Origin of the sequence: Draconibacterium sp. IB214405 (assembly GCF_033963885.1) — a bacterium.
Classification (GTDB): Bacteria; Bacteroidota; Bacteroidia; order Bacteroidales; family Prolixibacteraceae; genus Draconibacterium.
Genome location: NZ_JAXBMA010000003.1, coordinates 462,223 through 484,398 on the forward strand (window position 1 = coordinate 462,223; position 22,176 = coordinate 484,398).

At 38.9% G+C, this 22,176-nt stretch carries 17 protein-coding genes; 7 read left to right on the forward strand and 10 right to left on the reverse strand.

Annotated elements, in window-relative coordinates; all coding sequences use genetic code 11:
• Positions 1-203: 203 nt before the first annotated feature.
• Together SLH46_RS11870 and SLH46_RS11875 are read right to left on the reverse strand one after the other, a co-directional pair.
• Entirely contained in the window at positions 204-2,312 is a 2,109-nt protein-coding gene (locus tag SLH46_RS11870) for a S9 family peptidase (RefSeq protein ID WP_320281404.1), read from the reverse strand.
• A 126-nt stretch (positions 2,313-2,438) separates the two neighbouring features.
• Positions 2,439-4,400 (reverse strand): GNAT family N-acetyltransferase, encoded by a 1,962-nt coding sequence (locus SLH46_RS11875; protein WP_320281405.1) that lies wholly within the window; start codon positions 4,398-4,400, stop codon positions 2,439-2,441.
• A gap of 172 nt (positions 4,401-4,572) precedes the next feature.
• Here SLH46_RS11875 and SLH46_RS11880 point away from each other — a divergent pair, with 172 nt between their 5' ends.
• A complete protein-coding gene (locus SLH46_RS11880; protein WP_320281406.1) occupies positions 4,573-5,916 on the forward strand; it encodes a sodium:solute symporter family protein in 1,344 nt (447 codons plus the stop codon).
• A 78-nt stretch (positions 5,917-5,994) separates the two neighbouring features.
• On the opposite strand, the gene SLH46_RS11885 is transcribed toward SLH46_RS11880, so the two are convergent.
• From SLH46_RS11885 to SLH46_RS11905, 5 genes are all read right to left on the reverse strand, one after another.
• Positions 5,995-7,776 (reverse strand): aminopeptidase P family N-terminal domain-containing protein, encoded by a 1,782-nt coding sequence (locus SLH46_RS11885; RefSeq protein WP_320281407.1) that lies wholly within the window; start codon positions 7,774-7,776, stop codon positions 5,995-5,997.
• A 3-nt stretch (positions 7,777-7,779) separates the two neighbouring features.
• The gene (locus SLH46_RS11890; RefSeq protein WP_320281408.1) at positions 7,780-8,313 is read right to left on the reverse strand and encodes an NUDIX domain-containing protein; all 534 of its coding nucleotides are present in this window, start codon (positions 8,311-8,313) and stop codon (positions 7,780-7,782) included.
• The gene (locus tag SLH46_RS11895; protein ID WP_320281409.1) at positions 8,314-9,216 is read right to left on the reverse strand and encodes an alpha/beta hydrolase; all 903 of its coding nucleotides are present in this window, start codon (positions 9,214-9,216) and stop codon (positions 8,314-8,316) included.
• A 2-nt stretch (positions 9,217-9,218) separates the two neighbouring features.
• Positions 9,219-9,752 carry a hypothetical protein gene (locus SLH46_RS11900; protein ID WP_320281410.1) on the reverse strand — a complete coding sequence of 178 codons (534 nt, stop codon included), beginning with the start codon at positions 9,750-9,752 and terminating at the stop codon, positions 9,219-9,221.
• Between the two features lie 72 nt (positions 9,753-9,824).
• Positions 9,825-12,245, reverse strand: coding sequence for a PBP1 and LysM peptidoglycan-binding domain-containing protein (locus tag SLH46_RS11905; RefSeq protein WP_320281411.1), 2,421 nt, complete (start codon positions 12,243-12,245; stop codon positions 9,825-9,827).
• Between the two features lie 205 nt (positions 12,246-12,450).
• Here SLH46_RS11905 and guaA point away from each other — a divergent pair, with 205 nt between their 5' ends.
• From guaA to SLH46_RS11930, 5 genes are all read left to right on the forward strand, one after another.
• Positions 12,451-13,980 (forward strand): glutamine-hydrolyzing GMP synthase, encoded by a 1,530-nt coding sequence (guaA, locus tag SLH46_RS11910; RefSeq protein ID WP_320281412.1) that lies wholly within the window; start codon positions 12,451-12,453, stop codon positions 13,978-13,980.
• An 84-nt stretch (positions 13,981-14,064) separates the two neighbouring features.
• On the forward strand, positions 14,065-15,681 hold the full coding sequence (locus SLH46_RS11915; RefSeq protein ID WP_320281413.1) for a S41 family peptidase: 1,617 nt from the start codon (positions 14,065-14,067) through the stop codon (positions 15,679-15,681).
• 5 nt (positions 15,682-15,686) lie between these two features.
• On the forward strand, positions 15,687-16,283 hold the full coding sequence (gene pnuC, locus SLH46_RS11920) for a nicotinamide riboside transporter PnuC (RefSeq protein ID WP_320281414.1): 597 nt from the start codon (positions 15,687-15,689) through the stop codon (positions 16,281-16,283).
• Between the two features lie 215 nt (positions 16,284-16,498).
• Positions 16,499-17,425: a serine O-acetyltransferase EpsC gene (epsC, locus tag SLH46_RS11925; protein ID WP_320281415.1), complete on the forward strand. Its 927-nt coding sequence runs from the start codon at positions 16,499-16,501 to the stop codon at positions 17,423-17,425.
• An 18-nt stretch (positions 17,426-17,443) separates the two neighbouring features.
• Positions 17,444-18,580 (forward strand): THUMP domain-containing class I SAM-dependent RNA methyltransferase, encoded by a 1,137-nt coding sequence (locus SLH46_RS11930; RefSeq protein WP_320281416.1) that lies wholly within the window; start codon positions 17,444-17,446, stop codon positions 18,578-18,580.
• Between the two features lie 74 nt (positions 18,581-18,654).
• Here SLH46_RS11930 and SLH46_RS11935 read toward each other — a convergent pair whose 3' ends face one another.
• Genes SLH46_RS11935 through SLH46_RS11945 form a run of 3 tightly spaced genes read right to left on the reverse strand, consistent with a single transcriptional unit; the run spans position 18,655 to position 19,139 of the window.
• Positions 18,655-18,801, reverse strand: coding sequence for a hypothetical protein (locus SLH46_RS11935; protein ID WP_320281417.1), 147 nt, complete (start codon positions 18,799-18,801; stop codon positions 18,655-18,657).
• 16 nt (positions 18,802-18,817) lie between these two features.
• Positions 18,818-18,958, reverse strand: coding sequence for a hypothetical protein (locus SLH46_RS11940; protein WP_320281418.1), 141 nt, complete (start codon positions 18,956-18,958; stop codon positions 18,818-18,820).
• Between the two features lie 31 nt (positions 18,959-18,989).
• Entirely contained in the window at positions 18,990-19,139 is a 150-nt protein-coding gene (locus SLH46_RS11945) for a hypothetical protein (RefSeq protein WP_320281419.1), read from the reverse strand.
• Positions 19,140-19,344: 205 nt separating this feature from the next.
• Here SLH46_RS11945 and SLH46_RS11950 point away from each other — a divergent pair, with 205 nt between their 5' ends.
• Positions 19,345-22,167 carry a CHAT domain-containing protein gene (locus SLH46_RS11950; RefSeq protein WP_320281420.1) on the forward strand — a complete coding sequence of 941 codons (2,823 nt, stop codon included), beginning with the start codon at positions 19,345-19,347 and terminating at the stop codon, positions 22,165-22,167.
• Positions 22,168-22,176: the final 9 nt, after the last annotated feature.

Below are 22,176 nucleotides of genomic sequence, written 5' to 3' on the forward strand. Positions count from 1 at the left end.
GAAGAAACAAATGAATATGTACGAAGATGCCCATTTGTCGCATTTATCAGATTTTTCGTTGGTTTAAACTTGCCGTGAACGAACACGCCACAGCAAATATAACCATTATTTGTAGCTTGCCAATCTGTTCTTAGAAATAGAGGAAATTTTTATTGGACCACTGATAACAAAAAAGGCTACTTAAAAAGTAGCCTTTAAATCTTCTATTCTGTGATTCCTATCTGGTCGAAAATAAATGCATATTCCAATGCTGTTTCTTTTATCCACTCAAAACGGCCCGATGCCCCTCCATGTCCGTAATCCATATTAATATGGAATAGCAACGGATTATCGTCGGTTTTTAATTCGCGTAATTTGGCTACCCATTTTGCGGGTTCCCAATACTGAACCTGCGAATCGTGCAAACCGGTTGTAACCAGCAATGCCGGATAATCCTTTGCTTCAACATTATCGTATGGTGAATACGAAAGCATGTAATGATAGTATTTTTCGATTTTAGGATTTCCCCATTCGTCGAATTCGCTTGTGGTAAGCGGAATACTTTCGTCGAGCATTGTTGTTACCACGTCAACAAACGGAACCGCTGCAATTACACCTTTGTATAACTCGGGGCGAAGATTTATACAGGCGCCCATTAACAGTCCACCAGCACTTCCACCCATGGCGAATAACTTTTCAGAGTTGGTGTATCCGTCGTCGATTAAGAATTGTGCACAGTCGTTAAAATCGGTAAAGGTGTTCATCTTTTTCAGCAATTTACCGTCTTCGTACCACTGGCGGCCATTAATCTGGCTGCCACGAATATGTGCGATTGCGTATACAAAACCACGATCGAGCAACGGTAAACGAGCCAACGAAAAGCGAGGATTGTTTGTAATTCCATATGAGCCATATCCATACAATAATGTAGGGTTATCGCCATTCTTCTCCAGTCCTTTTTTGTACACGATCGACATCGGGATTTTTGTTCCGTCGCCGGCAGTGGCATAAATACGTTTGGTTTCGTAGTCGTCTTTGTTAAATCCACCCAGCACTTCATCCTGCTTCAACAAAGTACGTTCTTTGCTTTTCAGGTTGTAATCGTAAATCGAATTCGGTGTTGTTAACGAGGTGTAGCTAAAACGAAAAACGTCGGTATCGAAATCGAGGTTTACATTTGGACTAACCGTGTAAACGTCCTCGTCAAAATCGATGTAGTATTCACCACCTTTCCACGACATTACACGAAGCTGATTAATTCCCTCAATGCGTTCGGTAACAACCAGGTAATCTTTTAAAATATCGAATCCACTAAAATAAACGTCGCTGCGGTGAGGGATCACTTCTGTCCAGTTCTCTTTTTCGGTTGCAGCAACCGGCGTTTTCATCAAACGGAAGTTCAAAGCTTCCAAGTTGGTGCGAATATAAAAGTCGTTACCAAAATGATCTACTGAATACTCCAATCCGCGCGTACGTGGTTGGATAACCTTGAATTCACCGGCCGGGTTGTTGGCATCCAAATAACGATATTCCGAGGTCAACGTACTTTCGCTACCAATAATCAGGTACTTTTGTGACTTGGTTTTATAGATGAACACAGAGAATGTTTCATCGTCTTCGTAAAACACCTCAACATCATCTTCAACCGGAGTTCCTACAACGTGCTTCATAATTTTCTCCGAACGCAGCGTAACATCGTCTTTTAAAGTATAATAAACCGTTTTATTATCGTTGGCCCAAACTGCACTTCCGGTGGTTAAAGGGATTGCATCTTCAAGGGTTTCGCCCGTTTCCAGGTTCTTAAAGTAAATGGTATATTTTCTGCGGCTAACGGTATCAACACCGTACGCAATAAGTTTATTATCAGGACTCACCGATAACCCACCGAGCATAAAAAACTCCTGTCCTTCAGCCAGCACGTTTTCATCAAGTATAACTTCCTCTTCGGCATCGAGACTCCCCTTTTTCCGGCAGTTTACATCGTATTCTTTTCCCGGTAATTGTTTGTAGTAATAGTAGTAACCATTCTTTTTATAGGGTACCGACTCATTTTCGGGTTTAATTTTCGACTTTATTTCTTCAAACAATTTTTCCTGAAGCGGTTCGGTGTGTTTCATCGCAGCATCTTTGTATGCATTCTCAGCCTCCAAATGTGCGATCACTTCAGGGTTTTCGCGCTCATTCATCCAGTAATAATTGTCAACGCGCGTATGACCATGTATCGTAAGTTCTTTCATTATCTTTTTTGCTACGGGCTGCTCAATCTTCTCGTTCGAAGTACATGCCACTAAAAATAGTCCCCAAATAAAACTCAAATAAATTAACTTTTTCATGCTTTTGGTAATTAGGTGATATTCTTAATATTTTTTTCAGGAAGTTCTGAAATTACATCTAAACAACCAACTTTCAAAATGAAAGTTCATTCTATTATGATCAATTTCAAAACCCAGGAAATGTTTTTACTTATTTCGGAAATTTATCTTCTGAATATTTTTCGAAATTTCAATCCGGTTGTAAATCGATTCAATAACCTGATCGTACAATTTGTCCTTTAAAATGTAATCCTCAATATCCACATCAATGTTGGGATTATCGTTCACTTCAACCACGTACACTTTATCGTTTACCAGCTTCAGGTCAACACCGTACAAACCGTCGCCAATCAATGTCGCTGCCTTTAACGCTGTTTTTACGACTTCTTCCGGCACTTCTTCGATATTCACTGTTTCCGAATCGCCGGAATACTCCTCTGCTTCACCGGTCCAGTTGTAAATTTGCCAATGCCCTTTCGACATATAATACTTGCAGGCAAAAAGTGGCCGGTTGTCAAGCACTCCGATTCTCCAGTCGAATTCAGAATAAAGAAATTCCTGGCAAACAATCATATCCGATTTTTTAAACAGCTGATTTATGGCGTCAAAAGCCTCGTCCTTATTTTCAACCTTAGTTATTCCCAACGAAAATGCACTATCAGGTTGTTTTAACACCAGCGGGAAATTCATATCATCAAGGTCCTTCTTTTCAAAAATGTTTTTGGTAAAAACAACCGTTTGCGGCGTTAGAATTTTGTGTTTTCTGAAAATCTCGTTCTGAAATATTTTATTGGAACACCGCAATATCGACCACGGATCATCAATAACAACCAAACCTTCGGCATACGCCATTCGCGAAAATTCATAAGTATGATCGTTTACGTTCGTGGTTTCGCGGATAAACAGCGCATCAAATTCGTTGATTTTATCAAAATCGTTTTTAGTGATAAACTCGGCATACAATCCTTTTCTATTAGCCGCCGCTTTAAACTTTTGAAGCGCACGTTTGCACGATGGTGGAGTTTCCTCTTCCGGATCGATAAGAATGGCAATATCGTATTTATAATTAATAAGCGTGGTTTTATTAAAACGTCGCTTGCTAAAATATTTACGTGCAAAATCGTAAATAACTTCAATTTCGCTTTCGGGCAATTTGTTTAGGGTAAGTACTTTTATTCCCTTAATTATCCACTTCTCCTGTTTTACAAACTCAATCTCGAAAAGCGGCGTTTCAAATAAAAGGTAAAGCCGGTTCGCAATTGAGTTAAAACCTTTTGTGGCGGTCTGTCCGAAATAAATCTTCAGCTGAAATTTATCGTCTTTTACTTTTTGTAATGCTTTGTTTATCAACTCATCAATATCGTACGATGTGGAATGGATAACATTCAGCATTTTAAAGTCGCGTAAGGTAACCGAACTTGGAATTACACGATGGCCGCGGGCTGCAGCCAGCAACGACACGTAATAACCGTAGCTCTGGTATTTGTACGAACTACAGAGGTTAAAAACACGCATATCGCTGCTGTTCTGGTAAACCGGGTTACTAATGTACTCTTTAACTGAGATCACTTTAGCATTTACATCGGAAAAAGTCCACTTATGCGGTTGGTTGATCACAATAATATTCGTGGTCTTTTTCCGAACTTCTTCCGACTCCAGGCTGAATTCCATTTTAACTGCATCTTCCCCACTTGTATAATAATCGGAAATGGTACGCGAAACCATAAATCCATACTTTTTATACCACTCGATCAACTCGGTATTTTTCGACTGAACCTCAATCAATATTTTCTGATAATGATTTTCGATCGCCTGGTTTTTCACGTAGTTCAGCATGAAAGTGCCCAGACCGGCATTTCTGTATTCTGCCACAACAGCAATTGAATAAATTCGCAGTGCATATTTATATTTAAACAAAGTTAGTGCCCCTGCTGAAGTTACCTTTTTACCTTCTTTCGATTCTACAATTAAAACTTCCTGAAACGTACTATCCAGGCTGTGTTTGATACTTTGGCGGGAACTCTGTTGAAACTGCGGGAAAGATTCGTTTTCCAGCTTTTCAAGGAAATAAAAATCACCGGGTTGTGATTTTCTAATATTCAAATCCATTTAATGCGTTATAAATCAAAATTAATTGAAACCTATTTAACACTTCAACCCCGTAAACACTTTCGGCAATTATCGCCTGTTACAGGATCAATAAAATGAATACGTTTTCCTATTTTATTGACAAGCAAAAATACAATATTGACGCATTAATTCCCATATTTGTTAACTAATTATGCAAACGGAAATTACCATACTTATTTATTTTGTTTTTATTGTCGGGATCGGCGTTTATTCGGCATTTCGGATCAAAAAACCATCGGATTATTATGTTGCCGATAAAAAAGCCGGAATTTGGCAGGTTTCAGGAAGTTTGCTGGCAACCATTTTGGGTGGCTCGGCAGTTATGGGAACCATTGAACTAAGCCAAAGCAGAGGCTGGGCAGCCTTGTGGTTTTTGTTTTCTGCAGCAATCGGATTGTATATTCTGGCACCGATTTCGAAATATGTAAGTCGTTACGGGAATTACACTTTACCCGAACTTTTAGGTAAATTTTTCGGAAGAAAAGCAGAACGATTTTCTACAATTATAATTCCATTGGCCTGGTTAGGAATTGTGGCAGCTCAAATAATTGCAGCTGCTCAAATTCTGCAGGGACTTGGTTTTATTTCGTACCAGAATGCAGCAATTTTATCGGGTGTTATTTTTATCGTTTACACCTTGTTGGGCGGGCAATTGAGCATTCTAAAGACTGATACCTTACAATCAGTCCTAATAGTTACCGGGCTGGCAGCCTTGCTTTTTTTCGCATTCAAGTCGCCGGCGCACACGCAGGTTGAGCCACTAAAAATAAACGCGTTGTTTAACGCCTCCTTTTCATTTGTCGATCTCGTAGTTCTGTTAATGACCTATTCGGTAACATTTATTGTGGGACCTGATATTTACTCCCGACTTTTCTGTGCAGGCAGTGAAAAAACTGCACGAAGAAGTATTTTCATCGTAGCTACTATTTTAATCCCGGTTTCGTTTGCTCTAACTTATTTGGGTGTTTATTCCGGAAAAGAAAATGAAGGCATTATGACATTTGCCGGGCATCTTCTCCCCGACTGGGCTTACGGACTTTTTATTGCGGCACTACTATCGGCAGTAATGTCGTCGGCGGACACCACTTTGCTTACCTCGTCGATGATTTTAAGTGAACTTTTCAGCGGCAGCCTCGAGAAAAAACAATCGCTGCCACTAACGCGCTGGCTGGTGGTTGTAATCGGGATTTTGAGTTTACTGATCTCATTGTATATAACTTCGGTAATTCAGGCTTTGCTGTTGGCGTTGAGTTTTTTCTCGGGCGCTTTTGTTGTGCCGATGCTTTGTGGTTTACTTGCCATTCAGGTGAACCGAAAAAATGTAATCTGGGGAATGTTGCTGGGTGGAATTACTGCATTAATCGGCAAATTAATGACCATGAATAATTACCCAGACTGGGGAAATGCAGTAATTATCTCAAGTTATTTTGTAAACGGATTATTCCTGTTTTTGGGTCGTTCTACTGAGAAAAGCGCTCATCAACAAATTCAATAAAAAAGAAGAGCAGCATTTCCAATAAAAACACTGCTCTCCGGTTGCAAAAAATCTGCAATTGAATTATAAATCCTCTAATCAGATTTCCTGTGTTATCTCATCCAAAAAGTTATGATATTTTTCTTCCAGTAGTGGCTTCAACTCCTCGTTCACCCAACGGTGATAATCGTTTAACCATTTACGCTCTTTCTCGCTCAGTAATTCAACTTTTATCAAGGTTGTGTCGATCGGACAAAGTGTAAGGGTATCAAAACCAAGGAAACGACCAAACTCGGTAGTTTCACGCTCTACACAAACCATCATATTTTCAGTACGAAGTCCGTATTGTCCTTCGCGATAAAACGCAGGTTCGTTCGAAAGCACTTGTCCAGGCTGCATCAGGTTTTCGTTGTATTCCAGTCGGATCGCCATCGGGCCTTCGTGTACATTCAGGAAATGCCCAACACCATGACCGGTACCATGTCCGTAGTTCATACCATTATCCCACAGTGCCTGACGTGCAAGAATATCGAGGTGACAACCTTTTACACCATAAGGAAATTTCGCTTGAGTTAGACCGATCATTCCTTTCAGGGTGAGCGTAAAATCGGTTTTGAATTGATCAGAAACCGCTCCCAGCGCAATCGTGCGTGTAACATCGGTAGTACCATCGATGTACTGACCACCTGAATCAAACAACACTACTCCATCTGCATCCAGCGGAAGTGCATCATCGGCACCAATGTGAAGGTGAACAAGCGCACCGCGGCTTTTGTAGCCAACAATCGGAGTAAAGCTTTCGCCTTTAAAACCGTCCTGTTTTGCCCTGAATTCCGCTAGTTTTTGCCCAAACTCATAATCAGTTACAGTTTGTTTTCCAATTATGGCCTTCAACCAGAATATTGATTCAACCAATGCCACCCCATCCTTTTTCATCGCACTTTTAAAACCTTCCAATTCGGTTTCGTTCTTTAATGCTTTTTGAATGGCCACCAAAGAAGTTCCTTCAACGATTTCGTTACTGGCGGCAAGGGCACTATAAGCAGCAAAATTTAAAGTTGACGGATCTACAAATACGGTTTTCCCCTCAATTTCTGCCAGATAGTTGTAAAAGGTGGTATAATTTTTCACCTTAACGCCATCGGCTTCAATTTTCGATTTTAAATCCGAATCAATCTTGCCTGAATCGACAAAAAGAACACTTTCTTTTTCGCCAATTACCGCAAAACCAGTAAAAACTGGATTATATGGCACATCTGAACCACGCAAGTTATACAACCACGCCAATTCGTCTAACATAGAAACCACATGAATATCAGCACCAGCTGAAGCCAACTCACCGGCAATCTTTTGTTGTTTTTCAGGACGTCCAACTCCGGCATATTTTACGTCAAGTTCAAAAACCTTATCGTCTGGAACAGCCGGGCGATCTTCCCAAATGGCTTCCAACAAATCCGGCGTTTCCACCAGTTCAATGTCTTTTTTTAAAAAGCCTTTTTGCAAACCTCTGAAAGCGTCAACAGTCAGTGATTGTGCATCGAGCCCTACTTTGCTGCCGGCAGGCAAATTTTGGCTTAGCCATGTATCTGGCGAAACGGCATCCGTAACGCGTAACTTCTGCATTTCAATTCCGGTACCTTCCAGCTCTTCGGCAGCCTGCAAAAAATACCGCGAATCGGTCCATAAAGCTGCTTTGTCCAGTGTTACCGCAACCAAACCGTACGAACCCGTAAATCCGGCAATATATTCGCGTGTTTCCCAGCGTTTGGGTAAATATTCGCTCGAGTGCGGATCGGTACCTGAAATGTACCACGCATCAATATCGAGCTTTTTCATTTCGGCGCGTAAAGCCGCTAACCGTTGTTTTATTTCTGTCTTCATCGTTTATGCTTTTATGCTTTGAAAATAGTCTTTCACAAAGTTTTTTATCGAAGGCGCCGGAATATCATCGTAATCCAGTTCTTCTTCAGAGTAAAATTTATAATCGAGGATATCGTCCATCGGTTTCAGGCCTTCCACCGATTCTGCTGAAACCTGAAATGCCATATCCAAAGTAAACACCGTATATTCAGAAAAGACATATTCGTTTGGTGCGGATCCCAGATATTTTAAGGTTTTTACCTCTAGTCCCAACTCTTCTTTAAGTTCACGTTTTACGGCCTCTTCTGCCGATTCTAAAGGATCGATAAATCCGCCGGGCAGATCCAGTTTGCCATAGTTGGGTTCAACGCCACGTGTTACCAGCATCAGTTTTCCGGAGTCGATAGTAACCAAAGCCGCAACTGCCGCTGCTGAGTTAATAAAAAAATGAAACCCGCAGGAAGCGCATTTTAATGATCGGTCGCCGGATGTATTAAACTCCGCAGAACCACACTTCGGACAATATTTCAGAACTTTTAGCGGGTGAGTCCGATTCATTTATTCTACAATTTTTAGAACCTTCAACCAGGTATAAAACATTTCAGGCCAGTTGTCAGCCGCGATTCCGTTTTTACGGATACCAAAACCGTGACCACCTTTTGCAAAAATATGCAACTCAGCTGGCACGTCAAATTCTTTCAATCTTAAGTAGAAATTGATTGAATTTTTTGGTAAAACAGCTGTATCGTCGTCGGCCAAAACCAGAAAAGAGGGTGGCGTTTCAGCACTCACATTTAACTCGTTCGAATATTTCCTGATTAATTCTTTATCGTGGCCTTTGCCGATCAGGTTTTCACGTGATCCCAAATGTGTAAATGTTTCGTCCATCGTAATTACCGGGTACAATAACAACATAAAATCAGGCCGGCAACTTTGCTGTTCTGTTTCATCTGGACTCTCTTTATTCCCATAATCAAAAACAGTTCCCGCTGTTGACGCTAAATGTCCACCGGCTGAAGAACCGGCAATTCCAATCTTTTCAGGATTGATTCCCCACTCTTCGGCATTTGCACGTACGATACGAATCGCTTGTCGTGCATCGCTCGACGGAACTTCGTGGTTTCCGTAAGGCAAGCGGTATTTTAATACAATTCCGGTAATTCCTTTTGATTGAAGAAAACGTGCAATGTCGTATCCTTCGTGGTCCATCGCTTCTATCCAATAACCACCGCCGGGACAGATTACCACGGCCGCGCCGGTATTAATTTCGGCTTCAGGCGAGAAAACATACATTTCGGCTTCCGACACATTTCGAACACGCACACCGTCGTATTTTTCCTCAGGATCGGTCATCCCGTTATCGTTTGGTGCACCGTTAGGCCACACTTTTAGTGTTTTATTTTGTGCGATAGCAATTCCGGTTATCAATGAGAATAGTAGGATTAGGTTGATTTTTTTCATAACTATTTAGTTTTTGCTCCAACAAAATAATGCTCCTTGTCGGCAAACAACACATTAAAAGTTGTTAGCGAACCGTAAGCACGTGTTATGTATTGCTGAATATTCACTTTTTCCTCGTCGGTCAGCGATTTGCTGCTGTTAATGTTTTGCTCCAAAACACGCAGTCTGTCGCGCAACATTACAATTTTGTGAAAGAATGTTTCAACCGGAATTTCTTTTGGTTTTAGGTCAGGATTGGCCGGTTGAAGCAACATGGTTCCACCTTCCCATTTTTCACCAAGCGGAACAATCTCGTTTAATGCTCCGTGTTTATCGAGCACGTAACTTAATACTTTTTCTATTTCGCCGATTGAAAGACCGGATTTTGGAGCAGCTTCATTTACTTCTAAAACAGTAAGGTCGGTATTTCGTTTTGTAATTTCCATTTTACCGCCTCGCTCAAAAAATATTTCGTAAGCAGTAAGATTGTCTTTACTTATAATTCCTTGTCCGTAACGCGGATGTTCAACCCTTGTTCCAACAGTTAAATTTTCCATTTCAGTTTAATTTATTGATCGGTTAAGATAAAATATTTTCGGGTATCAGTTTATGAGAAATGCTACCAACTTTTAATTGTCGGAAGCCATAATCAAACGAGGTTGCCCCTTAACACGCTTGCGTTTTACCTCGAAATCGCGAGTGTATGAAATGACCGAAACTCCTTCGTTCATATACCCACCAAACTGCCTAAGTTGCTCGAAATGATAATTTCCCTGCACCTGAGAAGTATGCATGTATGGCAAACATCCGGCAAAATCGCTACCATAAGTAATTAATGCTGTTAAGAAATACAATGTTACATCGTAGCCCTGGAATCCAAAATTATCAGGTTCTGTACCGAAGTTGTTTTTGTATTTCTCAACAAAATTAATGGTTTGCTGATTCGTATAATCGGTGTAGTACGGTGCAATGTATTTTAGTTTCAGGTTATGAAACTGCTCCAACTGAATACTGGCATAGCTTGGATAGCGATTGGTGCCAATCAGCGTAATCGAAAATTCATCCGACAAATTGTTGATATTTGATATAGCAACGCTTAACTCGCCTTCGTTTTCAGATGGAATGTAAACCACATTTTCTTTGGTTTTCGACATAATTCGTCGCAAGCCAAAAGCGCCTTCGTTTTGAAAATCGTAAATCGTAAAGTTTACGCCCTCGTTGCTACTTAACAAACCGGAGTTAAAAAACTTTTCGCGCAAAAGTTCTACCAATTGACCTTCTGTAGTTCCTGAATAATCAGATGTCTTTACAATGATAAAATTACTGTTATAATGCTCTTCGGCTACCATTTCTGCGGTTTGGCGAATCAGGTAATCGCGCGACGGATTTACCTGGAAGTACTTCGGATTTGATTGCGAAATAGTTGTTTGCGAAGCCAGTGGCGAAATAATCGGAATCTGATTTTTTGCGGCGTAGGCTGCAATTTCCTGTTGAACATTTGGAAAGATTGGCCCAATAATTAAATCAGTCATGAAAAAATCTTCATTCTGAAAATACTGACGAATCGAGTCTTTATTTCGTTGCGTATCAAAAACATTCAATTGTACATTAAAACCAAGCTTCTGTATTGAATCGATGGATAAAAGTACACCTTCGTAAAACTGTACAAAGTTTTCGCTTCCGCCATAAAACTGTTTAAACAATTCTTTTCGTTCCTCCAGTTCAATAGTTGTATCCTGGGCAATTTCTGTCTCCTCGGTTGTGAAAAGTGCCATTGAATCTATTACTAAATCTTCGCGATTCAGTGTGTCGTTTGCTTCGTAAAAGAATGGTAAAAATAAGGCAACATTGTAGGTTTTTCCAGAAGTCAATGTCGACAAATCGGGGACACACGACTCAGGTATTTCAACCGGTAATTCTACCGCATAAAATTCTTCCAACAATTTTGCTGAATCAACATCTGCAATTACAACATTATCGCTTTCGGGCTTGGCAAAAATTTCCTCCGGCTTTTTAGGAATTAATATGGTTTCTCCATAACCCAGATTTCTTCGGTCGAGTATTGGATTGTATTTTATAATATCGGGAATACTAAGATTGTATTGTTTCGACAAACCATATAAAGTCTCCCCTTTTTCCACAAGATGTTTATCAAAAGCTTCTTCGTTTACCGGTTTTGCCAATGAACCAGCGGCCTCAGCAATCGGAATTTTAATGACTGCTCCAGCCGGAAATCCTGTATTCAAAATCGGGTTCAATGCTTTTAACTCTTCTTCCGAAACGTTGTATTTGCGGGTTGTTCCCCACATAGTTTCGCCCGATTCAATAATATGTTCGGTGTAATTTCTTTTACCGCTATTTTCAATCGGTTGAGGCAGATCTAAACTTTCTTCGAATCCACCACTTTTAATTTTCAAGATCATTCCCGTTTTCAGCTGCTCTGCTCCGGGATTTAAGGCAATAATTTCCTGCTCCGTTGTTCCGTATTTTTTGGCAAGCGAATACAAAGTCTCGCCCGAAACAACCTGATGTGTGATAAACTCACCAGCCCCTACCGTTTCTGGTTTTGTATCGTCACCCACTTCTTCAACTTCTTCCCAAAACGGAATATTCAATTCGGTGCGTTTCTTAAATTTTCGAACAGTTGGATTGTACGCGTGGAGTTCCTCAACCGTTATTCCATATTTTTTGGCGATGGAATAGGCGGTTTCACTTTTCGACTCTATTTTATGCTTAATAAAACCCGACGGATCTCCTTTTTGTGCAGAAGGCGAATTCTGAAGATCAAGTCCTTCCGAATAAGGAAGTTTCAAAACCTGACCAATGGTAAGTCCCTGGCTAATTGATGGATTTAGCTGTTCTAATTCGGCACTGGTAATTCCATACTTTTTCGTCAAAGAATAAATAGTTTCGCCGGTGCGAACATGGTGCATAACAAATTTTTCGCCTTGTATAACAACGATTTCGTTTTCAGCAATGTTCTGGGCAAAAATCGTTTCGTTGGGCAATAACCATAAAAACGCAATACAAAGCAGCAAAAGACTTCTCATCAAAACCTGGATTTAAAAATTCGCTCAAATTTAGTAATTCTGTAACAACACTTAAATCTTAACGTACAGTTTCCGAATTAATTTTACATATTTTACGGCTAAACACCGACCTCTTATTAACACCAGCCTCATTTTCATTCACATTTGAAAAGATTTTGATGCGATATTCTTACTTTTGTCCTTTCATTAACAAAAGTTGTTATTCATGCAGGAAAAGATTTTAATCCTTGATTTTGGTTCTCAATACACACAATTGATTGGACGTAAGGTCCGCGAACTAAATGTTTATTGTGAAATTCACCCGTTTAACCACTTCCCGGAAATCGATGAAAGTGTTAAAGGAGTGATCCTTTCGGGTAGTCCCTACTCGGTTCGCGACGAAGATGCACCGCGTCCTGATTTGTCGAAAATCAAAGGAAAAATGCCGGTTCTTGGCGTTTGTTACGGAGCTCAGTACATGGCTCATTTTTATGGTGGTGAAGTTGCTCCGTCGAATACCCGTGAATATGGCCGGGCAAACCTCGGATTTATCGATCACGACAGTGTACTGTTTCAAAATATAAGCCTGCACTCTCAGGTTTGGATGTCGCACGGCGATACAATTGTAAAACTTCCGAAAAACTATAAAGTTATTGCCTCAACCGAGGATGTGAATTACGCAGCTTACAAAGTTGATGACGAAAAAACATGGGCGATTCAGTTCCACCCTGAAGTATATCATACAACAGAGGGAAAACAATTGCTGCAAAACTTTGTGACCACCATTTGCGGATGCGAACAAAACTGGACTCCGGATTCGTTTGTTGAGACAACTGTACAAGAATTAAAAGATCAACTGGGCAACGACAAAGTAGTTCTGGGACTTTCAGGCGGTGTTGACTCATCTGTAGCCGGAGTTCTACTGCACAAAGCCATTGGCAAAAACCTCACCTGTATTTTTGTAGATAACGGTCTGCTTCGTAAAAACGAATTTGAAGATGTATTGCATTCGTACGAGGATATGGGACTGAATGTAATTGGTGTTGATGCCCGACAAAAATTCTGGGATGATTTGGCCGGTGTAACTGATCCGGAACAGAAAAGAAAGATTATTGGACGCAACTTTATCGAGGTGTTTGATGAAGAAGCGCACAAAATACAAGATGTAAAATGGCTGGCTCAGGGAACGATTTATCCTGATGTTATTGAATCGGTTTCGGTAAACGGACCTTCGGCAACTATCAAGTCGCACCACAATGTTGGTGGTCTGCCAGAGAAAATGAAACTGAAGGTTGTTGAGCCGCTGAAGTTATTGTTCAAAGATGAAGTGCGTCGCGTTGGTGCAGCTCTCAATATTAAAAAAGAACTTTTAGGCCGTCACCCTTTCCCGGGGCCGGGATTAGGAATTCGTATTCTTGGCGATGTAACTCCGGAAAAAGTACGCATGCTGCAGGAAGCCGATGCCATTTTTATTAATGGTTTAAAAAGTTGGGGACTGTACGACGAAGTTTGGCAAGCCGGTGTAATGTTGCTGCCCGTTCAATCGGTAGGTGTTATGGGCGACGAACGCACCTATGAAAACACCGTTGCTTTGCGTGCTGTAACTTCAACTGATGGTATGACTGCTGACTGGGTACATTTACCTTATGATTTTATGGCAAAAATGTCGAACGAAATTATAAATAAAGTACGTGGAATTAACCGCGTTGTTTATGATATCTCATCGAAACCACCTGCAACAATTGAGTGGGAATAGTTGTTGCAAATTATAACAAACTATATTTTGGCAGACTTATTGCGAAAATTGTTCGTTATAATATTAACGCGTAAAATTATGACCATGACAAAATTAAAGCATATTAAATCTATAGGAATAAATTTAATTCTGGCTCTTTTCATTGTATTACCATCTACTGTAAAAGCACAAGATGTACAGGAAAGTCAGGTTAAATTTGCCCGTTTGTTACGTTTAGTTGATGGCTATTATGTAGACTCGGCGGATGTTGAAGATTTAACAGAAAAAGCCATTGTTCACCTGTTGGAGGAGCTTGATCCACACTCAACTTATATTTCGAAGGAAGAGGTGGATAAAATGAACGAACCTTTAAAAGGAAATTTCGAAGGTATTGGTATCTCTTTCAATATTTATAAAGATACGTTGATGGTAACGACGGTGATTGCCGATGGCCCATCGGAGAAAGTTGGCTTACGTGCCGGCGATCGTATTGTTGAAGTTGACGGAAAAGATATTGCCGGAATTGGCCTGAAGAATTCGGATGTATACGATTTGTTACGCGGAGAAAAAGGAACAAGAGTTGACCTTACAATAGCCAGAAGAGGTACACCGGAAGCGCTCGATTTTACGATTATTAGAGATAAAATTCCAATTTTCAGTCTGGATGCATCATATATGCTTGATGAGTCGACCGGTTACATTAAGCTGAATAAATTTGCAGCCACTACCACCAATGAGTTTTTGGAGGCGATGAGCGATTTAAAACAAGAAGGAATTCAGAATCTTGTTCTCGATCTTCGTAATAACGGTGGTGGTTATTTGAAATCAGCCATCGAATTAGCTGATCAGTTTTTAAACAATCAGCAACTCATTGTTTATACTGATGGTAATAACGATCCTAAACGTGAATATAAAGCTTCTGCAAAAGGAACATTTGAGGAGGGGAAATTAGTTGTATTGATTAACGAAGGTTCAGCATCTGCTAGTGAAATTGTTTCGGGAGCGGTACAGGATTGGGATCGAGGAGTAATAATTGGCCGTCGCTCGTTTGGAAAAGGCCTGGTACAAAAACCATTTTTCCTGAATGACGGTTCGATGGTACGTTTAACAACTGCTCACTATTATACTCCAAGTGGCAGATGTATTCAGAAACCTTATGAAGATGGTGTTAGCGAGTACAGAAAAGATTACGCTAACCGAATTAGCAACGGAGAAATGTTTAATGCCGACAGTATTCATTTTGATAACGAATTAAAACACAAAACCCTGGTTAATGGCCGCGATGTTTATGGAGGTGGCGGTGTAATGCCGGACATTTTTGTACCAATGGATACATCAGCGCATTATGCCTATGTAAATAAACTTCGTAGAAATCAGATCACTTATAATTTTGTGTTGGACTATGTTGATTCTCATAGAAACGAGCTGGAAGAGAAATATCCTACGTTTGATGAATTCAACAAAAAGTTCGAGGTAACCGATGAAAATATTGATCAGGTAGTTGCCAAAGGAATTGATGAAGGCATTGAAAAAGACGAAGAAAGTCTGGCTTTTATGAAAGACGATTTGAAAAGAGAACTAAAAGCACTTATAGCTCGCGATGTATACTCCAGAAACGATATGTATAAAATTTTATACGAAAAAGATGACGCGATTTTAAAAGCACTCGACGTTATTGAGAATCAGGAGGAATACAAAAACCTATTGGTGACAACTGATTAAATTTTATGACTGATATAGTTTGGGAATGGCTCTTGGGTAATTACATTGAAATACTGGGAGCCATTCTTGGTTTAGCCTACATCCTTTTTTCGATCAAACAACACATTTTAACGTGGCCGACAGGTTTGCTAACCTCCGCGCTTTATGTGCTTGTATTTTTTAATGCCAGGTTATATGCCGACATGGGTCTTCAGGCATATTATGTAGTAATTAGTATTTATGGCTGGTATTTTTGGCTCACAGGGAAAAAACAAAACGAAAAAAAAGTTTCTGTAAAAACCACCCGAAAAATATTGTGGTTAAAACTGGCTGTTATTTCGATTGCTCTTTACGCCCTACTCCTCTACATTTTGCAGAATTATACCAATTCCGATGTTCCTCACATGGATTCAATGACAACGGCATTGAGTATTGTTGCAACATGGATGCTTGCCAGAAAATACCTGGAACATTGGCTGATTTGGGTTTTTGTTGATGCTTTTTCTGCGGGATTGTACGTATACAAAGGACTTTGGGCAACTGTTATATTATTTATCGTTTACACAGTTATGGCTGTATTAGGCTATATTGAATGGAAAAAAGATCTGAAGGAAATTGAATAACAATCAAAAATAATTGCCATTACCGGAGCTGCGTCAACCGGAGATTTAGAGTTTCCTCCATCATATGATTTATGGGAATTATGAAGAGCGATCAGAAGATGCAATCCTAATCATTTCAAGTTTAGATTAAAATCCTCAACAAGAACCACGTTTTATATGTTATTAGTTACAATTCTTCGATGATTGTAATTAGTTTTGTATAATACTTCAACAGCATGACAAATAACAAAGTGGACCAAAAAATATTTGATACAATTACCAAGTTGAGTAATCCGGAATCGTACAAGTTGGTTTGTCACAAGCACATGATGGGAGAACCATTGCCATCAAACAAACGGCTGAAACGAATAATTAACCTGGTTCGCGAAATCCTTTTTCCGGGCTATTTCGGGAGTACAACTTTAAAAACAACCATAACTCCTCACTACATGGGAGTTTATGTTGATGAACTGCTAGAAATGCTTACTGGTGAAATTTTGGCCGGATTGTGTTTTGAATGTACCGATCCTTCGGAAAAAAGGATTGAAAAACATAAAGGAACTGCGCAGGAAAAGGCGGTTGCTTTTATCGAATTTCTACCCGAAATAAGACGAAGGTTGGTTGCAGATGTTGAAGCGACTTTTCTGAATGACCCTGCAGCCAAAAACTTTGGCGAGGTTATTTTTAGTTATCCGGGCATCAGAGCCATAACCAACTATCGGGTGGCTAATAAACTCTTAGAGCTCGATGTTCCACTTATTCCGCGTTTTATTACTGAAATGGCACATAGCGAAACCGGGATTGATATTCATCCAAAAGCTCAGATTGGTGAGAGTTTCACCATCGATCATGGCACCGGTGTAGTTATTGGATCAACATGTATAATTGGAGATAATGTAAAGATATATCAGGGAGTTACCTTAGGAGCAAAAAGTTTCCCACTTGATGATGATGGAAATCCAATAAAAGGAGTTCCTCGTCACCCAATTCTGGAGAATAATGTTGTTATTTATGCAGGAGCAACCATCCTTGGCCGTATTACCATTGGCGAAAATTCGGTAATTGGAGGAAATGTTTGGGTAACCAATGATCTTCCGGCCAATTCGCGCGTAGTGCAAAAACGCCCAAGAGATATTCCTTTTATGGACGGGGCAGGTATTTAAAAACAAAAAATCAAATCATTGAAAGAGTATAAGTTAATCGCAAAAACCTTTTCCGGGTTGGAAGATGTTTTGGCAAAAGAAGTTAAACGTATTGGCGGTAAAAATGTACGACGCGGAAAACGTGCCGTATTTTATGAAGGCGATCTTGAGTTAATATATAAGTCGAACTATAACCTTCGGGCAGCCTTACGTATTTTAAAAGAAATCGAACATTTCAATTTCAAAAATGTCGATCAATTCTATCTGAAATGTAAAAGGATTAAATGGCAAAACTATTTTAATGTCGATCAGAATTTTGTGATAAACAGCGTTGTTGTAAACTCACGCGATTTCAGGAACTCGATGTTTGCTTCCTTAAAAGTAAAAGATGCCATTGCCGATTATTTTCGTGAGAATTATGGCAAGCGACCAAACGTTGACACAGATAATCCTGATATAATAATCAATGTTCACATTTTTCAGGACACCTGCACTTTATCTATCGACAGCTCCGGAGAATCGTTACACAAAAGAGGCTACCGTGTAAAACAAGGAGATGCACCATTAAACGAAGTTCTTGCTGCCGGAATGATTTATCTCACCGGATGGATGGGAAACTCCGATTTTATGGATCCAATGTGTGGTTCAGGAACTTTGCCTATTGAAGCAGCAATGATTGCCCAAAATATACCTGCGGCAAAATTCAGAAAAGAATTTGCATTTCAATTGTGGAACGATTTTGATCCGCTTCTTTGGGAGAAAGTTACCGAGCCGGTTGAAAAAAGAGATTTCAGGTATAAAATATATGCTTCTGATATATCGGGAAGTAATTTATTAAATGCTCAAACCAATGCGCGGCGTGCTCTGGTGTTTAACAAAATTGAGTTTAAATGTACCGATTTTAAAGATTTGGAAATCGACTTAAATAATGCAACAATTCTGACAAATCCACCTTATGGTGAAAGACTAAGAGAAAATGATCTCGATGGTCTTTATTCTATGATTGGAGAGCGTTTTAAACACCAATATGCAGGTAATAGTGCCTGGATTCTCAGTTCTGCTTTTGATAGCCTGAAATTTGTGGGATTAAAACCGTCTCAAAAAGTCGACTTATTTAACGGAGCTTTAAAATGTAAGTTTAATAATTACAGGTTATTTGAGGGAAAAGAAAAATAGAGGCATAAAAAAAGGGTTAAAACCGTCCTTGTTTTAACCCCTGTACTAACAACTCAATTGGTTCTGTATATAGGCTATTCTTCTTCAAAATCGAAAACATCTTTATCTCTTGATTTGGGTTTTCCTCCTCCACGTACTTCGTTTAACTCATTCCGTGAAAGAATTTCGAAACCAAAATTATTTAATTTCTTATTATTGTCTTGTAATGTTATAGCTTTCATGATTCTATAATTTTGATTATTCTTCTTCAAAATCAAAAACATCCTTGTCTCTTGATTTGGGAGGTACTACTCCACCACGGATATTATTCATTACGTCTTCTGACAAAACTTCAATTCCGCTTATGCTCTCTGCAAAAAAATCAGCTATAACTTTCATATCTTAGAATCTTAACAGTAAATACTTGTAACTATTCTTCTTCAAAATCAAAAACATCTTTGTCTCTTGATTTTGGAGGTTCAACTCCACCACGAACATTGTTCATAGCTTCTGCATTCATCACTTCAAAACCGCAAACTTCGAAAGTATTTTCTGTTGATTGAAATTGTACCCTTTTCATCGTATAAATAAATTAATTCGTTAAACTTTTAAACACACATTCACTAGTATATTCTGATAAGTAGAAAAAGGTAACCCCTCTTTTTTGAAAAAAATTGAAAAAAATTCTATTTTGGTACTATAAATCGCAACATCAAATGACAATTTTCAAGAAATTCAGCTTCGTATTTCTGATAATATTTCTCCCGAACATCTTGCTTTCCCAAGTGCAAGATTCCATAGCCTTATTACAGAAATCCAACGAGTTACGTAGAACAGGAGCCAATCTAAGTGGTGATGGGAAGCACGACGAAGCTCTGGAAGTTTTTAAGGAATACTTGGACTATCGAAAAAAAATTTACGGAAATGAAAATTATTATCTCGGAACAGCCTATTATTCCATTGGAATTAGTTATAAAAACTTGGGAGAAAATGAAAAAGCGTTAGAAAATTACCTGTTGGCTGAGAAGAATATCTTTTTGCGCAGACCTTTAAATAATGGCCTACTTGGAGTACTCTATTTAAATATTGGCAATGTTTACAGAGCTAAACTTGATTACATTAATTCTTTAAATTATTTTAATCAAGCACTTAATTCTTATATGTCGATAATACCAATAAATTATGAGAATGTCGCAAAATCTTATTATGCTATTAGTGAGATAAAATATATTACAAATAATTATAGAGAAGTGATCGAAATATCTAATAAGTGCTATTCTTATGCGGATACAGCATATCAAATTTCATTTGATAACATATTAGCTGGAAGTTATTTATCACTGGGGGACAATGAAAAAGCAAATAATTATTACATACATGCCATTTCTTTATCAAATCAGTATTATGGCACAAGTTTAGAATTGGCCAATGCATTCATGGATTACGCTCAATTTCTTGCTCAAACGAATCATTTTGATCAGGCTATTGAAAATTTGTCTTCTGCCTATGAACTTTTGAAAACATTACAAAATGAAACCGGAACAGAACTTGCAACCTATTACCAATATGAAGGTGACATATACAGAGACAGAACAATAAATACACAAGCAATTACCAGTTTCAAAACAGAAAAAAAACGCAATCTTCTGATAGCGATTGAATCTTATAAAAATGGATTGGCTGCTTTAGAAATGGAACAAACTGATCCTGAAACTTCTGAACTACATATGAACCAAACTCGGTCGCTGATGGATTGTATCAGTCTTATTAAGGCAATCGGTGATGTATATTTAGATATTGCACTATTGGATAATGAGAACAGAGGCTCGGAGTTTAGTACCAATCTTGATTATGCGCTGAGTTGTTACAATAATACCGGAGAGCTTATTCTACAGGCAAGGAAAGAAATATCGAATGATGAAAGTAAAATTCAACTTACCAATCTACAATATCAAACAATTAGCAAAATTATCGAATCATCGTATCTTGCCTACGATCACTCGGGTAATCAGGATTATCTGAATCTTGCTTTTCATAGTTCAGAACAACTTAAAAGCAGTGCACTTTTTGATAAAATTTCGAATGAACTGGCACAGGAAAATAGTTTAATCCCTGACAGCATTATTGAATTGGAGCGAAAATTAAACAATACCATTTCGAACTATTCAGAATTACAATACGAGGAATTAAGTTACGAAGAACCTGATAGTAGTTTGCTTGATGAATACAACAGTAAAATTTTTAATGCTTCACGTCAGCGCGATGAGTTAAATCGGTATATGGAAGAAAATTACCCCGATTATTACGACTTAAAATATTCCAACTCTTTTCTTGATTTAACAGATATACAAAAACAAACTGATAAGAAGGAAGCCTTAATAGAATATGTTTTGATCGAACCGGACAAACAGGATCCGACGAACGAAACCAATTTAGACACCTTAGCGTCGTTATTCACCTTTTTTATCACGGACAAGGAAGTTCACTTTAACAAAACTCGACTTCAAAACGATGAAATACAAGCACTTGAAACTACATTTCGTTTTATGTCCTCTCCTGATTATATTTTCACGCACAACGAAGATGCAAAACAATATTGCCTATCTGCTCATAAACTTTATAAGCTTCTTATCGAACCATACGAAAAATACCTCACCGATAAGCACCTAACTATTATTCCTGATGGTAAACTTAATTACCTCTCATTCGATGGACTGCTCCGATCGTTGCCTGATACGAGTGAAACTATCCGTTTTAATGAATTGGATTATCTGATTAAAAATATAAATATAAACTACGCCAATTCGGTTAATATATTCCTGAAAAACAAAGCCTCAAAACCTAAATTGCAAAATCATACGCTGGCATTTGCGCCCAAATATAATTCTGAAGATTTCGTAATGACAGGCAGCCATTACAGTCTGGCTCCATTACCGGGTGTTGAAAAAGAAGTAAATGCGATTTCAAAATCAGTAAATACAACTGTTTTCAAAAGTGATAATGCTACCGAACAGAATTTTAGAGAAGAAAGTGGTCGTTTTGATATTCTTCACCTGGCTATGCACGCCTACATAAACGATTCGCTACCAGCATATTCACGCTTAGCCTTTAGTCAAAACATTGATTCAACCGCATTAGATAACGATGGTTGGCTAAATACGGCTGATATTTACAACCTTAAACTAAATGCTAAGATGACGGTTTTGAGTGCCTGTAACACGGGGATCGGAAAACTGCAGAAAGGAGAAGGTTTAATGAGTCTGGCCAGAGGTTTTCTTTATGCCGGATGTCCTTCTGTTGTAATGTCACTTTGGGAGGTTGAAGATGAAGCCGGAACTCAAATAATGACTTCTTTTTATAAGTATCTGAAAGGCGGTAAAACAAAAGATGAAGCGCTTCGTTTAGCAAAACTTCATTACCTGGAAAACTCCAACTCACGACTTGCCCACCCTCATTACTGGATGAGTTTTAAAAGTATTGGTGATAATTCACCGGTTTACACCAGTTATGATCTTTACTTTTTTGCAATTCTTATTTTTCTAATAATCGCTTTTTCTATCGACCAGGGAATTCGCATAAAAAAAGCCCGTCGTAACCGACAGGCTTAATTGAATGTG

Coding starts and splice junctions, on each gene's coding strand:
- SLH46_RS11945 (WP_320281419.1), bottom strand. CDS start 19,139: ATGAAAAGGGTACAATTTCAATCAACAGAAAATACTTTCGAAGTTTGC.
- SLH46_RS11900 (WP_320281410.1), bottom strand. CDS start 9,752: ATGGAAAATTTAACTGTTGGAACAAGGGTTGAACATCCGCGTTACGGA.
- SLH46_RS11885 (WP_320281407.1), bottom strand. CDS start 7,776: ATGAAGACAGAAATAAAACAACGGTTAGCGGCTTTACGCGCCGAAATG.
- SLH46_RS11880 (WP_320281406.1), top strand. CDS start 4,573: ATGCAAACGGAAATTACCATACTTATTTATTTTGTTTTTATTGTCGGG.
- SLH46_RS11905 (WP_320281411.1), bottom strand. CDS start 12,245: ATGAGAAGTCTTTTGCTGCTTTGTATTGCGTTTTTATGGTTATTGCCC.
- SLH46_RS11915 (WP_320281413.1), top strand. CDS start 14,065: ATGACAAAATTAAAGCATATTAAATCTATAGGAATAAATTTAATTCTG.
- pnuC (WP_320281414.1), top strand. CDS start 15,687: ATGACTGATATAGTTTGGGAATGGCTCTTGGGTAATTACATTGAAATA.
- guaA (WP_320281412.1), top strand. CDS start 12,451: ATGCAGGAAAAGATTTTAATCCTTGATTTTGGTTCTCAATACACACAA.
- SLH46_RS11875 (WP_320281405.1), bottom strand. CDS start 4,400: ATGGATTTGAATATTAGAAAATCACAACCCGGTGATTTTTATTTCCTT.
- SLH46_RS11940 (WP_320281418.1), bottom strand. CDS start 18,958: ATGAAAGTTATAGCTGATTTTTTTGCAGAGAGCATAAGCGGAATTGAA.
- SLH46_RS11870 (WP_320281404.1), bottom strand. CDS start 2,312: ATGAAAAAGTTAATTTATTTGAGTTTTATTTGGGGACTATTTTTAGTG.
- SLH46_RS11895 (WP_320281409.1), bottom strand. CDS start 9,216: ATGAAAAAAATCAACCTAATCCTACTATTCTCATTGATAACCGGAATT.
- SLH46_RS11890 (WP_320281408.1), bottom strand. CDS start 8,313: ATGAATCGGACTCACCCGCTAAAAGTTCTGAAATATTGTCCGAAGTGT.
- SLH46_RS11935 (WP_320281417.1), bottom strand. CDS start 18,801: ATGAAAGCTATAACATTACAAGACAATAATAAGAAATTAAATAATTTT.
- epsC (WP_320281415.1), top strand. CDS start 16,499: ATGACAAATAACAAAGTGGACCAAAAAATATTTGATACAATTACCAAG.